Origin of the sequence: Micromonospora sp. NBC_01699, assembly GCF_036250065.1 — a bacterium.
In the GTDB taxonomy this organism is placed as follows: Bacteria; Actinomycetota; Actinomycetes; order Mycobacteriales; family Micromonosporaceae; genus Micromonospora_G.
In genome coordinates, this window is the sequence record NZ_CP109199.1 from 3,442,074 (window position 1) to 3,456,740 (window position 14,667).

General features: G+C 72.4%; 13 protein-coding genes and 1 pseudogene. 7 read left to right on the forward strand and 7 right to left on the reverse strand.

The features are described 5' to 3' along the window. Positions 1-29: 29 nt before the first annotated feature. Positions 30-2,183, reverse strand: a complete 2,154-nt coding sequence (locus tag OG792_RS15085) for a sigma-70 family RNA polymerase sigma factor (RefSeq protein WP_329110235.1) — start codon at positions 2,181-2,183, stop codon at positions 30-32. 285 nt (positions 2,184-2,468) lie between these two features. On the opposite strand from OG792_RS15085, the gene OG792_RS15090 reads away from it, so the two are divergent. The 5 genes from OG792_RS15090 to OG792_RS15110 all read left to right on the forward strand — a co-directional run bounded on the left by OG792_RS15090 (position 2,469) and on the right by OG792_RS15110 (position 7,946). After that, complete coding sequence (locus OG792_RS15090) at positions 2,469-3,845, forward strand: pectate lyase (RefSeq protein ID WP_329110236.1); 1,377 nt, start codon at positions 2,469-2,471, stop codon at positions 3,843-3,845. Positions 3,846-3,963: 118 nt separating this feature from the next. Then, positions 3,964-5,793 (forward strand): right-handed parallel beta-helix repeat-containing protein, encoded by a 1,830-nt coding sequence (locus OG792_RS15095; RefSeq protein WP_329110237.1) that lies wholly within the window; start codon positions 3,964-3,966, stop codon positions 5,791-5,793. A 337-nt stretch (positions 5,794-6,130) separates the two neighbouring features. Beyond that, positions 6,131-6,772, forward strand: coding sequence for a hypothetical protein (locus OG792_RS15100; protein ID WP_329110238.1), 642 nt, complete (start codon positions 6,131-6,133; stop codon positions 6,770-6,772). Positions 6,773-6,801: 29 nt separating this feature from the next. Further along, a complete protein-coding gene (locus OG792_RS15105; protein WP_329110239.1) occupies positions 6,802-7,494 on the forward strand; it encodes a RibD family protein in 693 nt (230 codons plus the stop codon). Further along, complete coding sequence (locus OG792_RS15110) at positions 7,491-7,946, forward strand: dCMP deaminase (RefSeq protein ID WP_329110240.1); 456 nt, start codon at positions 7,491-7,493, stop codon at positions 7,944-7,946. Before OG792_RS15105 ends, OG792_RS15110 begins: the two co-directional genes overlap by 4 nt. Positions 7,947-7,965: 19 nt before the next feature. Here OG792_RS15110 and OG792_RS15115 read toward each other — a convergent pair whose 3' ends face one another. From OG792_RS15115 to OG792_RS15140, 6 genes and pseudogenes are all read right to left on the reverse strand, one after another. Continuing rightward, entirely contained in the window at positions 7,966-8,619 is a 654-nt protein-coding gene (locus tag OG792_RS15115; protein WP_329110241.1) for a GTP cyclohydrolase II, read from the reverse strand. A gap of 22 nt (positions 8,620-8,641) precedes the next feature. Further along, a pseudogene (locus OG792_RS15120) lies at positions 8,642-9,550 on the reverse strand (lysylphosphatidylglycerol synthase transmembrane domain-containing protein); the annotation flags it as partial. A 51-nt stretch (positions 9,551-9,601) separates the two neighbouring features. Further along, positions 9,602-10,426: a class I SAM-dependent methyltransferase gene (locus tag OG792_RS15125; RefSeq protein WP_329110244.1), complete on the reverse strand. Its 825-nt coding sequence runs from the start codon at positions 10,424-10,426 to the stop codon at positions 9,602-9,604. After that, positions 10,423-11,514, reverse strand: a complete 1,092-nt coding sequence (locus tag OG792_RS15130) for a glycosyltransferase family 4 protein (protein WP_329110245.1) — start codon at positions 11,512-11,514, stop codon at positions 10,423-10,425. The genes OG792_RS15125 and OG792_RS15130 overlap by 4 nt, the downstream gene beginning before the upstream one ends. Next, the gene (locus OG792_RS15135) at positions 11,511-11,909 is read right to left on the reverse strand and encodes a 6-pyruvoyl trahydropterin synthase family protein (protein ID WP_329110247.1); all 399 of its coding nucleotides are present in this window, start codon (positions 11,907-11,909) and stop codon (positions 11,511-11,513) included. Before OG792_RS15135 ends, OG792_RS15130 begins: the two co-directional genes overlap by 4 nt. A 4-nt stretch (positions 11,910-11,913) precedes the next feature. Continuing rightward, the gene (locus OG792_RS15140; protein WP_329110248.1) at positions 11,914-12,891 is read right to left on the reverse strand and encodes a zinc-dependent alcohol dehydrogenase; all 978 of its coding nucleotides are present in this window, start codon (positions 12,889-12,891) and stop codon (positions 11,914-11,916) included. Between the two features lie 94 nt (positions 12,892-12,985). On the opposite strand from OG792_RS15140, the gene OG792_RS15145 reads away from it, so the two are divergent. Together OG792_RS15145 and OG792_RS15150 are read left to right on the forward strand one after the other, a co-directional pair. After that, a complete protein-coding gene (locus OG792_RS15145; RefSeq protein WP_442932419.1) occupies positions 12,986-13,843 on the forward strand; it encodes a CDP-alcohol phosphatidyltransferase family protein in 858 nt (285 codons plus the stop codon). A gap of 139 nt (positions 13,844-13,982) precedes the next feature. Further along, positions 13,983-14,651, forward strand: a complete 669-nt coding sequence (locus OG792_RS15150; protein WP_329110249.1) for an HAD family hydrolase — start codon at positions 13,983-13,985, stop codon at positions 14,649-14,651. Positions 14,652-14,667: the final 16 nt, after the last annotated feature.

Sequence of the window (14,667 nt, forward strand, 5' to 3'; positions counted from 1 at the left end):
GTGGGCAGCCCGGCGACCCGCCGGGCTGCCTAACCGCCGGGGCCCATCGGGGCGCCGACGCGCGGGTCCCTCGTGTTGGTCAGGAAGGTGGTCGGCGGCAGGCCACCGTCCGGTGACCTCGGCGCCAGCGTCGACGCCGGATCGGTGGTACGCAGCACCGCGCCGCTCCAGCCACCCCGGTCCCAGGAATTGTCCGCCGCGTCCACACCGTCGCCGAGGGTGGACTCCCGGCCGTTGCCGATGGCCAGGTTGTCCCGCAGCAGCGACGTCGACCGCTCGAAGGCGAAGCCGGTCTTGCCGTTGCGGAACGCCGTGTTGCCGCGCACCGTCAGGGCACCGGCGTTCCCGCTCTCGGTGAACCCGTACCCGGCGTTGTCCCACGCCGCGCTGCCGGTGATCACGTGGTCGACGGCGGCAGGAGGGGTGCCGCCGCCGAGCTTGAACCCGTAGCCGTCGCCGTCGAAGGGGGCGAGGTCCCAGCGGTTCACGCCGTTGCCGAACGACCAGGTGCGTTCGATGGTGACCGGGCTGGTGAACTCGTGCAGGCCCAGGCCGTCGTCGGCGTTGCCGTACAGCCGGCAACCCCGTACGACGTTGCCGGTGCCGGAGCCGTACTCGATGCCCAGACCGTCGGCGTACTCCCCGTTGGTCGCCGTGTCGTGGTTGCCGAAGAAGTCGCTGTCGACGACCAGGTTGTCGACGGTGTCCGGGTCCCGCAGCATCAGTCCGGTCTGGCCGTTGTCATGGAACGACAGCGCCCGGAAGACGTTGTGCGAGCAGGACCGGCAGACGTACGCGTGCCCGGACGCACCCCGCACCCGCAGACCCTGCACGGTCCAGTAGCTCGCCCGCTGGGTGACGTAGGCCGCGCCGGCCCGGACCCGCGCGGCGTCGATGACCGGCGTCTCGTCGCGGTAGTTGCTCAGCACTATCCGCTGAGCCGCCGTGCCACTCGTGGTGATCTCGACCGGTCGGGTGGGCCGGTACACCCCGCCGCGTAGCGCGATGGTCTGGCCCGGACGGACCATCGACACCGCTCGGTCGAGCGTGGCGAAGGGACGGTCGAGCGTACCGGGGTTCGTGTCGCTGCCGTCGGGTGCGACGTAGTAGGAGGCGGTGGTGACGCCGTCGAAGCCGCCGGCCGGTCGCCCGGTCGGGGACATCGTGGCGCCCGGATCCGCCGTGGCCGCGCCGGGCGCCGGCGGGTTCGCCGCCTCCACCGACGGCGGCGCTGGTCGGGGACCGTCGTCCTGGTAGGGCGGGTAGTACACCGCGTAGGCGAACACGGAGGCGGTGCCGACCGCGACGATTCCCCCGATCGGCAGGAACTTCGCCAGCAGGTACCGGGCGGCCCGCTGGGCCGGATCCCAGAGTCCCCAGGCGGCCCCGCCCGACGCACCGACAGCGGTACCGGCCAGCCCGGCGAGTATGGGCGCCAGACTGCCACCCGCGAGCAGGTGTTCGGCCGGGATGAGCTCCCGCTCGTGGGCGAGGCAGACCTCGCACCGCCGGACGTGCCGGCCGAGCTGCCTCAACCAGCGTCGGTCCGACGGCCCGCCCAGCTTCCGTGCCGCCGTGCTCAGCTCGGCGCAGCGCGGGACCGCGTGCCAGGCCCGCAGCAGCGTCCGGGCGAGCACGAGTTGCGCCTTCACCCGCTGTACGCGCACCGCCGCGTGGCCGGTGCTGACCCGCAGCGCCCCGGCGAGCTCGGCTCGGCTGAGCAGACCGGCCGCCTCCTGCCACCACAGCCCGAGTACGCGCTGGTCCCCGGCGCTCAGCCAGCGGCTGGCCTCGTGGGTCTCGCGGCGCTCGCCGGACAGGTGGAGCCGGAACATGGTCGAGTCGACGAAGTCGCCGGCCGGGTCCGGCCACTGCGAGACGTCGGCGACGAGCGGCCCGAGCGCGGTGGCGACCCGGATCGAACGACCGCGGTCCTGCATCTGCCGGTAGGCGATCGAGATCACCCAGGCCCGGAAGCAGTCCGGATCCTTGAGCCCGGCAATGCCCCTGACCACGCGGAGCATGGTCTCCTGGACCACGTCGTCGACATCGGAACTGCCGCCGAGTGCCTTGCCCACCACGTTGTACACCAGCGGCATGGCCTCCGCCACCAGGGCCGCCATGGCAGCCTCGTCACCACCGCGGGCCGCCTCGACGAGGACGGGATCGACCGCCGTCCTCATGTCGACCACCTCCGTTCGTGCTGTGACCGCCATGTTCACATGCCTGCGGCGTGGGCGCGGCCTGCCTTCGTTGACGGCTGATCCGGCCGCCGGATAACAGCAACCGGGGGTCGGGCGCGCAGGGCGCGAAGATTCAAAACGTGATCTTGCAGGTGTTCCGGGAACGCGCTTTCCTGATGGCGGCTCCCGACGTCACCGACCCAGTGGCGACCAGGCTCTCGGGTGCTGAGCGCCGTGCGCCGCATGTGCGTGGACCCCACCCCCGTCCCACCTTGGAGGCTTCCCATGTTCTCTCGTTCCTCGGCCCGCCGACGATGGGGTCGGTGGTCGCTGGTCACCGGCGCGGTCGCGGCGTTGGTCGTCGGTACCATCGGCTTCGGCCACACCGCGCAGGCCGCGACCGTCTTCGGTGACGACTTCGAGGACGGCAACACCAGCGACTGGTCCAAGTCGGGCGGCACCTGGACGGTCGTCGCGGACGGTTCCCAGACGGTGCGCCAGACCAACGCCGGCAGTGAGAACGCCCGGCTGTTCGCCGGTACGACCAGTTGGACGGCCTACACCGTGCAGGCCCGGGTCAAGCCGCTGAGCCTCGGCTCGGGCGGCCACGCCGGGCTGCTGGCCCGAGCCAGTGGGTCCACCACGTTCTACCGGCTCGCCCTGCTGCCCGGCAACCAGGTGCAACTCCAGGCCGTCAAGGGCAGCACCGTGACCGTCCTCGGCGGCGTCTCCCGTACGGTCGCGGTCGGCTCCTGGTACGCGCTCGCGATCGAGGTCAACGGCTCGACCGTACGGGCGACGGTGGACGGGGCCCAGATCGCGCAGGCAACCAGCGAGGTGTCCGGCAGCGGCCGCATCGGCCTCCAGACGGCGTACGCGACCGCCGCGTTCGACGACGTGTCCGTGACGACGTCGGGCACCACCCCGCCGACGGCGAATCCGACGACGACGCCGAACAACCCGCCCACCCCCACTCCCACCACCACGGCGCCGCCACCCACCACGACCTGGCCGACACCGACCGGCAACGCGCCGGTCAACAACGGCACCATCCAGGTCACCGGTACCTTCGACGGCGGCATGCGCCGCTACTGCTGCATCGGTGACGGCGGCCAGGGCGAGAGCCAGGATCCCGTCTTCACGCTCGCCGCCGGCGCCACCATCCAGAACGTCATCCTCGGTGCGCCCGCCGGTGACGGCATCCACTGCGAGGGCAACTGCACCATCCGCAACGTCTGGTGGGAGGACGTGGGCGAGGACGCCGCCACCTTCCGCGGCGGCAGCACCTACAACGTCATCGGCGGCGGTGCCCGCGCCGCGTCGGACAAGGTGTTCCAGCACAACGGTTCCGGCACCGTCCACATCACCGGCTTCTACGCCGAGAACATCGGCAAGCTCTACCGCGGCTGCGGCAACTGCTCCACCTCGTACGAGCGGCACGTCGTGATGGACAACGTGACCGTACGCAACGCCGACGCCATCGCCGGGATCAACACCAACTGGGGCGACACCGCGCGCTTCACCCGGATCACCATCTACGGCGACGCCACCGTCTGCCAGAAGTACCGCGGCGTGTCCAGCGGCAACGAACCCGTCCTGATCGGCGAGGGCGCGGACGGCGTCAACTGCATCTACACCAGCTCCGACATCACCTACCGCTAGCCGATCCCCGGCCGGTGGCGCTGGCCCGTCCCGTCGGCCGGCGACGGGCCACCGCCACCGTGCCCGGGAGCGCCCCCCACACCGGGGACCGATGACCGTACCGTTCGGAGGTTTTGGAATGGATCGACAGAACGTCTCGCGATCGGGGCGCCGACGCTGGCAGTGGGTCGCCGGCGCGGTGGCACTCTTCAGCGTGGCGGCGATGATGTCCGGTCAGCTGGCGTACGCCGCCACGCTGTTCGGTGACACCTTCGAGGACGGCAACGCCGACGGATGGTCGAAGTCCGGTGGGACCTGGGCGGTGGTGACCGACGGGTCCAGGGCGTTGCAACAGAGCAACGTCGGCAGCGGCAACGCCCGCGAGTTCGCCGGATCGACCGGTTGGACGGCGTACACCGTCACCGCCCGGGTCAGGCCCACCGCGTTCGGGCCGGACGGTCTCGTCGGGCTGCTCGCCCGCGCCCGGAGCTCCACCACCTTCTACCGGCTGGCGTTGCTGCCCGGCAACCGGGTCCAACTCCAGGTGGTCAACGGCGGCTCGGTGACGGTCCTCGCCGAAGCCGCGCGTACGGTGTCGCCCGGAACCTGGTACACCCTCTCGGTGACGGTGTCCGGCAGCACCGTCACCGGCACGGTCGACGGCGTCGTGATCGGCTCGGGGACCAGCGGTGTCGCGGCCACCGGCCGGATCGGCCTGCAAACCCTCTACGCCACGGCGTCGTTCGACGACGTGACGGTCAGCGACTCCGGTACGACGAACCCGAGCCCGACTCCGAGTGCCACCGTGTCACCGACGCCCACCCGCACACCGACCCCGCCACCGCCGACGAGCCAGCCGCCGACGAACTCGCTGATCGTGGCGCCGAACGGCAACGACGCCAATCCGGGCACCCTCGCCGCCCCGCTGGCGACGCTGGGCGCAGCGGTCAGCCTCGCCACGCCGGGCAGCACCATCGCGCTGCGCGGCGGCACCTACCAGTTCAGCACCAACGTGCAGATCATGAAGGACGGGACCGCCGCCAACCCGTACACGATCACCAGCCACAACGGCGAGAAGGTGATTCTCGACGGCGAGAACCTGCCGCACACCCCGGCACCACTGGGCGGCAGCATCCCGAACGCCGAACGCGGGCTGCTGCACATGGAGGCGGACTACTGGCGGATCCGGGACCTGGAGATCGTGCACGGCCCGTACGCCATTTTCTGTCGCGACTGCAACAACAACATCTTCGAGCGGCTCGTCACCCGCGACAACTACGAGTCCGGTCTACAGATCCAGGGTGCGGCCAGCAACAACCAGGTGCTCAACCTGGACAGCTACGGCAACCGCGACCCGCGCAAGAACGGTGAGAGCGCCGACGGCCTGGCAATCAAGGAGGGCGGTGGCAGCGGCAACGTGGTCCGTGGCGCCCGACTGTGGAACAACGTGGACGACGGCTTCGACGCCTGGCTGTTCACCTCGCCGATCCTGATCGAGAATTCCGTCGCCTGGGGCAACGGTGTCGACCGGTGGGGTTTCCCGGACTTCGCCGGTGACGGCAACGGCTTCAAGATGGGCGGTGGCGACCCCGACCCACCGGCGAACCACACCATCCGCAACAGCATCGCCTTCGACAACGCCCAGGGCGGCTTCATCGACAACGGAAACCCGGGTTCCATCCGGGTCGAACGCAACACCGCCTGGCGCAACGGCGACGGCGGCTTCAAGTTCGCCAACTCGACCTCCGTACTCACCGCCAACCTGGCCGTCGCCAACGGGGCCGGTGTCTCCCTCGGTACGTCGACCGGCAGCGGCAACTCCTGGGACATCAAGAGCACCTGGAGCGCGGCCGACCTCGCCAGCACCGACCCGGCGGTGATCACCGGACCACGTGACCCCGACGGCGGCATCCGCGGTTCCACCTTCCTCCGACCGACCGCCTACCCCAACCTCGGCGCGCAACTCTGACCACCGGTGCCCACCGGTCGGGGTCGTACCTCACCCGGTGGGCACCGCCGCACCTGCGTCACCCGCACCGACCCGTCCACCGGCCGCCTCCGCATCGCCGCCCACCCAACCGGGAAGGCCGAGCCGCGACCTCGACGCGTCGACCGCCGGCGGTGGTCGGAAGCCGGTCGACGGCCGCCGCCGAGGCAGGCGGTATCGTCACCGGCAGGCCGACCGGCCGACCGGCTCCGGTGCCGTCACCGGCCGAGTCGCCACGGCGGGCGGACGCAGGCGACCCGACCGGCCACGCCGGCGCGAGGCGGGAGGCGTGCCGGCCGTCAGGTGGAAGGGTGGACCGATGATCATCCCTGGACGCTTCAACGGGCCACCCGGCTCGGGGAACGGCGGCTACAGCGCCGGGATCTTTGCCGGCGGCGGCCCGTACGAGGTCACGCTGCGTATGCCGCCGCCACTGGACACACCGCTGGTGGCGGCGCAGGGGCAGGTCCGGACCTCCGACGGCGCCGTCGTGGCCGAGGTCGCGCCGACCGGTGGCGTCGACACGGTGGTCCCGCCGATCGGGTACGCCGACGCGCTGCGCGCCAGCGACGCGTACGCCGGGTTCACCGACCATCCGTTCCCCACCTGCTACGTCTGCGGGCCGCAGCGCACCGACGGTCTGCGGATCTTCCCCGGCCCGGTGGCGGACGGCACGACCGCCGCGCCGTGGACGGTCCCCGACGACGTGACGCCGGAGCTGCTCTGGGCCGCGCTCGACTGCCCCGGTGGCTGGGCGATCATCGCCACCGGCCGACCGTACCTGCTCGGGCGGATCGCCGTACGGATCGGTCGGCTGCCCGTACCGGGTGACCGGTGCGTGGTGGTGGGGGCGCTGGCCGCGACGCAGGGGCGCAAGGCCCTCGTGTACACCACCCTGTACGCCCCGGACGGTGCCGAACTCGCCCGTGCTCGGGCCACCTGGATTGCGGTCGCCGGCTGATGTCGGGGGATCCGAACGGGGAGTCACCGGTGGGCGAGCGACCCTACGTACTGCTCAGTTGCGCCACCTCGATCGACGGCTATCTCGACGACGCGACCGACCAGCGGCTGTTGCTCTCCAACGACGAGGACTTCGACCGGGTCGACGCGGTACGCGCCGACTGCGACGCGATCCTGGTCGGCGCCAACACGATCCGGCTGGACAACCCGCGGCTGCTGGTGCGCTCGCCGCAGCGCCGGGACGCTCGGGTGGCCCGTGGCCTGACCGCGTCGCCGACGAAGGTCACCATGGTCGGCCGGGGCGACCTCGACCCGGCCGCCCGGTTCTTCACCACCGGCGACACCGACAAGCTCGTGTACTGCGCGTCGCCCTCGGTGGAGAAGATCCGGGCGCGTCTCGGTGACTGCGCGACCGTGGTCGACGGCGGCGAACCGGTCACACCGGAGCGGACGCTGGCCGACCTCGCCGCCCGTGGCGTACGCCGACTCGTGGTCGAGGGCGGCGGCACGATGCACACCCAGTTCCTCACCGCCGGGCTGGCCGACGAACTGCACCTGGTGATCGCCCCGTTCTTCGTCGGCGACTGCCGGGCTCCGCGTTTTGTCGGCGACGGGCAGTTCCCGTGGCATCCGGGGAGCCGCGCCCGGCTGGCCGAGGTCCGCCAGATCGGCGACGTCGTGCTGCTGCGCTATGCCCTGTCCGACCGGTGCGGTGCGGCGTGACCGATCGTGACCGGCACTGGCTGACCGCCGCGATCACGCTGTCGTACCACAGCCCGCCGGTCAGCTTCGCGTACGCCGTCGGTGCGGTGGTGGTCGACCGCGCCGGGGCGGCGTTGGCCACCGGGTTCAGCCGGGAGACCGACACCCAGGTCCACGCCGAGGAGTCCGCCCTGGCCAAACTCGTCGGCGTGGACCTCTCCGGTGCGACGATCTACAGCTCGCTGGAGCCGTGCAGTGAACGCCGGTCCCGCCCCCGGACCTGCACCCAGCTCATCCTCGCCGCCGGCATCAGGCGGGTCGTGTTCGCGCTGCGGGAACCGCCGTTGCTGGCCGACTGTCACGCCGTCGAACTGCTCCGGGGCGAGGGAGTCGAGGTGGTCGAGCTGCCCGACCTCGCCGACGAGGTCCGTACGGTCAACGCCCACCTCCTGCTGCCGGGCCGACCACAGTGACCACGGCGGCCCGAGTCGGTCACCGGACCAGGGGAAAGTCCGGGGTACGGACGGCCCGGCCGGCCTTCGCCGCCAGGTAGGCGGCGTTGGCGGGGGACAGGTACACCCCGGTCGGTACACACTCTGTCACCGCCAGCCCCAACCGGCCGAGCTGCTCGGCCTTGTCCGGGTTGTTGGTCAGCAGGGCGACGCGCTCCGCACCCAGGGTGGCCAGCATCTGGGCGGCGGCGGCGTAGTCGCGCTCGTCCTCGGCGTGGCCGAGCGCGACGTTGGCCTCGTAGGTGTCCAGGCCGGTGTCCTGTAGCGCGTACGCGTCGAGCTTGGCGTAGAGGCCGATGCCGCGCCCCTCCTGGCGCAGGTAGAGCAGGAAGCCGCCGGCCGAGGCGATGCGTTCGACCCCCTCGCGCAGCTGCGGGCCGCAGTCGCACCGCTCGCTGCCGAACACGTCGCCGGTCAGGCACTCGCTGTGCGGCCGGACCAGCGGTACGGGTCCGTCGGTGTGCTGTCGGTCGAGTGCCCCGGCCCAGTCGCCCAGAGCGAACGCGAGATGTTCCCGGCCGTCAACCAGCCCGTCGAACGAGAACACCCGCGCGGTCGTGGTGAATCCGTCGGGGAACCGGAGCGGTACCGTGACCTGCGTCCGAACCGTCGCGACGGGCAGTGCTTCGAGCATTGTTCTCCTTCGTCGAGCCGGCGGCCGGCACCCGGATCCGCCGGACCAGCAGTACGGCGGCGCCGGGCAGGCTCGCGACGAGCACCAGCACCCCGTACACCATCGCGGTGGCGATGCCCTGGGACGCGGTGAGGCCGGCGGCGCCGAACGCCCACGCGGCCACCCCCTCCCGTGGCCCGAAGCCGGCGACGTTCGCCGGCACCCCCATCGCCAGCAGCGCCAGCAGCGTCAGCGGGACCAGCTGCGACAGCGGTGCGGTCGCGCCCGCGGTCCGGGCCGCGACCAGGAACGTGGCCAGGTGACCGGCGACGACGACGGTGGAGGCGACCAACACCCCCACCCACTTGCCCCGGGCGAGCAGGCCGTCGCGGATGTCGGCCTCGGTGGCGCGTAGCGCCCGCGCCCAGCGCGACGCACCGCCCCGAGGCAGCGCCCGCGCGACCAGTACGGCGGCGAGCCCGCCGGCCACCAGCAGCGCGGTCGCGGCGGGCAGGTACGGCCGCACCGGCGACGGAAGCACGAGCAGGATGGCCAGTGCGATTCCGGCCTGGACGACCTGTCCGGCGGTCCGCTCCCACACCACGGCGCGGATGCCACGGCCGACGTCACCGGTGTCCCGCCCGTGGCGCACCGCCCGGTGCACGTCACCGAGCACCCCGCCGGGCAGGGTCGAGTTCAGGAACACCGCCCGGTAGCAGTGGGCCACGGCCGTACGCAGTGGCAACCGGACACCGAGCCCGTCCGCGATCAGGCTCCACCGCCAGGCGCAGCAGACGGTGGTCAGCGCGCCGATGCCGAGCGCCGCCGCGAGTGCCCACCCGTCGATCAGGCGAAGCCCATCGAGGAACGGGCCGGTGCCCAGCCACCACAGCAGTACGGCGAGGATGCCCACGCCACTCACCGTGCGTACCAGGGCCCAGTTCACCCGCAGCCTCCCTCGAAGATTTTCTTCTCGGGTACACGTACCGCGGCGGTCAAAGGTTCATTCACAGTTGGCGAGAAGGTCGTTGTGCTCGACCACGACACCGAGTTCACCGGCCGCCGCCTGGGCGAGCCGGCGACCCGCGTACGCCGCCGCCGGGCCGGTCAGCTCCGGCCGCTGCTCGCACGCCGCGCCGAGCCAGCCGTCGAACCACTCGGCGGTCAGGTCTGCCCGGTCCGCGCCGAGCCGCCAGTGGCTGGACCGCACCGTGACGTCGACCCCGTGTCGGCCGAACGCCTCGACGGTGGCGTCCACGGCGTCCGGTCCGAGCAGCTTCCGGCCGTCGGCGGTCCGCCGCTGGTGGGCGTTGAACGCATCACGTACCTCGGCGTCCAGCGGGTCGGGCGGGGTGAGCGCTACCCGGCCGATCACCGAGATCGTCAGCAGGGTCGGGCAGCCGGCGCCGGCGCAGGCCGCCACGATCCGCTCGATCTCCTCGGCGGTCAGCATGTCGAGCAGGGCCGACGCGGTGACCAGGGAGGCGTCGGCGAGGTCGGCGGCGGTCAGCCGGGTGATGTCCCGCTGCCGGGTCTCGACGGTGACCGGTGCGCCGTCGGCGGCCGTGTCGGTCATCTCGGTCCTGGCGTGTGCCAGCAGTTCGGGGTCCCGGTCGTACATGATCCAGTGCTGTGGTCCGGGTATCCGGGGCGCCAGCCAGCGGCCCATCGACCCGGTGCCGGTGCCGAGGTCGTGCACGACGGTGAGCGGGCTGCCGGCCAGGTGGCGGCGGACCGGTTCGACGAGTTCCGCCGCGCGGGCGGCCGCGTCGGCGGGCTCCCGGAGTCCGAGCCAGGCCGCGCTGACGCGACCGACCTCCTCGGTCATGCCGGCCTCCCCACCGTCGTCGGTACGGCGGCCAGCACGTCCGCCACCAGCGCGGCGGTGACCGCCCAGCCGGTCAGGGTGTCGCGGCGGCCACCGGCGGAGCGCCGCAGCCGGTCGCGCAGGTCGGCGTCGCCGAGCCACCGGCGCAGTGCCCCGGCCAGGGCGGCCGGGTCGTCGGGCGGGACCAGGATGCCGGGCAGGCTGCCGTCCGGTGCCCGGCCCAGTGCCTCGGGCAGCCCGTTCGTCGCGGTCGCCAGGACCGGGATTCCGCGCGCCAGCGCCTCGGTGACCACCATGCCGTACGTTTCGCCGCGCGACGCCAGCACCAGCAGGTCGGCGGCGGCGTACGCGGCGTCGAGCGCCTCGCCGGTACGTGGGCCGACGAGGCGCATCCGGTCGGCCAGTCCGGACCCGGTGACCTGCCGACCGACGCGGTCGACGAAGTCCGGGTCGCGGGTGAGCGGGCCGACGCAGACGCAGTTCCATCGCAGGTCGGCTACTGCCGCCAGGGCGGATGTCAGCACGTCGTGTCCCTTGTGCGGGGTGACGGCGGCGACGCAGAGCAGTTCCGAGCCGCCGGCCGATCCGGCTGCCACGGGCGCGTCGTCCACGCCGGGGGCGGCGACGTGGATCCGGTCGGTGGGCAGCCCGTACAGGTCGATCAGCCGACGCCGGGTCCACTCGCTGGTGGTGACGACGGCGGTCGCGGCGGCCAGGGCCGCGCCCTCGCCGGACCGCGCCGCCACCGAGTCCTCACCCAGCGGCAGGTGGACCAGGACGACCAGGCGCAGCCGTCCGGCCTGCGGCACCAGCACGTCCGGTACGGCCGACGCGACCAGACCGTCGAGCAGGACCACCGCGTCGTCGGGCAGCGCGCCGAGTACGCGGGCGAGGTCGGCCCGCTCGACGTCACCGGGCCGGGGCCAGGCTCCCCGTACGGCGTGCTCGTGCACCGACCACCCGGTCGCGGCGAGGCCGGCGCAGATCCGGCGGTCGTAGCCGTTGCCGCCACTGGGGTCGGTGGGGTCGTCGATGTCGTTGGGCAGCACCACGTGCACCGACCGGAGGCCGTTGTCGGCTGCGGTCACAGGGACCGCTCGTAGCTCGCCCAGGCGATGTGCGACTCGTGCAGGGTGACCGAGATGCCGTCCAGGCCGCGGGCGCCCTCGCCGAGGGCACCGTCGTGCACCCGGTCGGCGAGCCGGTCGGCGATGATCTGGGCGAGGGCCTCGGTGGAGGTGTTGATCCCGGCGAAGTCGGCCTCGTCGTCCAGGTTGCGGTAGTTCAGCCGGGCGAGTACGGCGTTCAGCTCCTGGCTGGCGAGCCCGATGTCGACAACTATGTTGTCGGCGTCGAGGGCGGCCCGGCGGAACGTCGCGTCGACGACGAACGTCGCCCCGTGCAGCCGTCGGGCGGGTCCGAAGACCTCGCCCCGGAAACTGTGGGCGATCATGATGTGGTCGCGGACGGTTACGCTGAACAAGGGGTCACTCTCCGTAGGTGATGAGGTGGCACAGCGCGGGCAGGGTGCCCGCGGTCAGTCGGGGCAGCACGTCGGGCAGCTCGTCGAACCGGGAGGTGCCGGTGAGCAGCGCGTCGAACGCGGGATCGCGGAGCAGGTCCAGGGCCAGCGCCAGGCGGTCGGCGTAGGTCCGGCTCGCCCGTCGGGCCGGTGACACCAGGCCCACCTGGCTGCTGCGGATGGTCAGCCGGCCGGAGTGGAACGCCCCGCCCAACGACAGGTTCACCACCCGGTCGCCGTACCAGCTCAGGTCGAGGACCGTACCCTCGGCAACGAGCAGGTCCAGCGACTGTTGGAGCCCGGCCGACGACGCGCTCGCGTGCACCACCAGGTCGCGCCCGGCGGTGGCGTCGGCCGGCAGCGCGAACTCGACGCCCAGCGCCGAGGCGACCCCGGCCCGGCTCGGATCGGCGTCGACCAACTCGACCCGGACGCCGGGAAACCGGGCGAGCAGGGCGGCGACGCAGCAACCGACCATTCCGGCACCGACCACCGTGATCCGGTCACCGACCAGCGGCGCGGCGTCCCACAGCGCGTTCACGGCGGTTTCCACGGTTCCGGCCAGCACCGCCCGTGCCGGCGGAACCCCATCGGGTACGGCGACCACGGCGGAGGCCGGGACGACGTACGCGCTCTGGTGCGGGTAGAGGCAGAACACGGTACGCCCGAGCAGTCGCGCCGGACCCTCCTGCACGACGCCCACGTTCAGGTAGCCGTACTTCACCGGGCCGGGGAAGTCGCCCTCCTGGAACGGTGCCCGCATCGCCGCGTACTGGCTGGTCGGCACGCCACCGGCGAACACCAGGGTCTCGGTGCCGCGACTGATGCCGGAGAACCGGGTGCGGACGAGAACGTCCTGCGCGCCGGGGTCGGGCAGGGTCACCGGTCGGATCTCGCCCGCACCGGGTGAGCGCAGCCAGAAGGCGTGTGCGTCCCGCGTCACCGGACCCTCCTTCCCGAAATCTCCGTCGAACCGAACGGCCGCATTTTACGTGTTTCCCTATCAAGGGCGTACACACGATAGACACGGAGGCAGGGTGCGCACGGTTCAAAGCGGTCCGAAAATTGGGTTGATCGTCCAGGTTGTCCTGCTCGCCGGCCTTGCCGGAACAGTCGGTCTCGGCATCGCCGGCTGGCTGGCCGGAGGCGTCTACGGCGCCGTCATGTGTGTCCTGCTCGGTCGCGGTCTGCGCGACTCGGGCGCGGACCGGTTGAGCCCGGCCGACCGGGTGACCCTGGGCCGGGCGACGCTCGTCGGCGGCGTGACGGCGTTGACGGCGGACTCGTTCAGCCGACCCACCCCGGTCACGTTGCTGGTCACCCTCACCGCCGTGGCGCTCGCACTGGACGCGGTCGACGGGTACGTGGCCCGGCGTACCGGCACCGTCACCGCGCTCGGCGCCCGGTTCGACATGGAGGTCGACGCGTTCCTCCTGCTGGTGCTGAGCGTCTACGCGGTGGCACCGGTCGGCGGCTGGGCGCTCGCGATCGGCGGCATGCGGTACGTCTTCGTCGCGGCGATCTGGGTGCTGCCTTGGATGCGGGGAACGCTGCCCCCGCGCTACTGGCGCAAGGTCGTCGCCGCCACCCAGGGCATCGTCCTGCTGCTCGCGGCGGCGGACCTGCTGCCCCGGCCGCTGACGGTGGGCGCGGTCGCGGTGGCGCTGGCCCTGCTCGTCGAGTCGTTCGGCCGGGACGTGCTCTGGCTGTGGCGGCACCACCCCGTCGCCCCCGACCGGCGACCCCGACCCGAACCGTCGGTACGGGTCGCACCGTCCATCCGGACGGGCAGCGGACTGCCGGCACACGTCGTCGCCGTACGCGGGACCGGCCCGGTCGGAGTCCTGCGCGCGACCGCCGGTCGGAGCCACCGCCTGCACGACCCGGTGCCGTGACCCGGCGGTTGCCGTCGTTCGATCGCCGCGCGGCGACGCCCGCGCCCCGGGCCACCCGGTGGCCCCTGCCGACCCGGTACGACACTGCCCGCATGCTGTGCATACACAGATCGGGCCGGAGCAACGAGGAGAAGCGGACGTGAGTCAGTTCGAGGCGGTCCTGTTCGACGCGGGCGACACCCTGATCCGGCTCTCCGGCAGCGGCGAGAAGCTGTTGCACCGGGCGGCGGCCAGGCTCGGCGTCGACCCGCTCGACCCGGACGAGGTCGCGTGCGTGTGGCGGCGGGTGCTCGACACCAGCAGTACGGCCGAGGAGCTGGCCAAGGGCCGGGACCTGTCGAACGCCCGGCACCGGGAGGTGTGGACCGCGCTCTACACCTCGGCCGGGTGTGAGCGGCTGGCCCCCGGCCTGAGCGGGGAACTGTACGCACTCACCGTCAGCGCGCAATCGTGGGAGGCGTTCCCGGACACCCTGCCCACCCTGAAGGCCCTGCGCGAGCGGGGGCTGCCGGTCGGCATCGTCAGCGACACCGGCTTCGACCTGCGCCCCGCGATGGAGTTGCTCGGCCTTTCGCCGTACCTGGACACCGTCGTGATGTCGTACGAGCAGGGGGTCTGCAAGCCCGCCGTCGAGGTGTTCCGCACCGCGTGCGACCGGATGCGGGTCCGTCCGGAACGGACCCTGATGGTCGGCGACAACCCGCTCACCGACTCCGGCGCCGTGGCCGCCGGACTGCACGTGTTCCTGTTGCCACCACCGGTGCAGACCGGTCCCCGGGGACTCGGCCACGTCCTGTCCCTGATCTGAACGAAGGACGATCCGA

Bases quoted from the DNA above. Each gene is read 5' to 3' on its own strand.
- OG792_RS15085 (WP_329110235.1), bottom strand. From the start codon at position 2,183: ATGAGGACGGCGGTCGATCCCGTCCTCGTCGAGGCGGCCCGCGGTGGT.
- OG792_RS15090 (WP_329110236.1), top strand. From the start codon at position 2,469: ATGTTCTCTCGTTCCTCGGCCCGCCGACGATGGGGTCGGTGGTCGCTG.
- OG792_RS15095 (WP_329110237.1), top strand. From the start codon at position 3,964: ATGGATCGACAGAACGTCTCGCGATCGGGGCGCCGACGCTGGCAGTGG.
- OG792_RS15100 (WP_329110238.1), top strand. From the start codon at position 6,131: ATGATCATCCCTGGACGCTTCAACGGGCCACCCGGCTCGGGGAACGGC.
- OG792_RS15115 (WP_329110241.1), bottom strand. From the start codon at position 8,619: ATGCTCGAAGCACTGCCCGTCGCGACGGTTCGGACGCAGGTCACGGTA.
- OG792_RS15125 (WP_329110244.1), bottom strand. From the start codon at position 10,426: ATGACCGAGGAGGTCGGTCGCGTCAGCGCGGCCTGGCTCGGACTCCGG.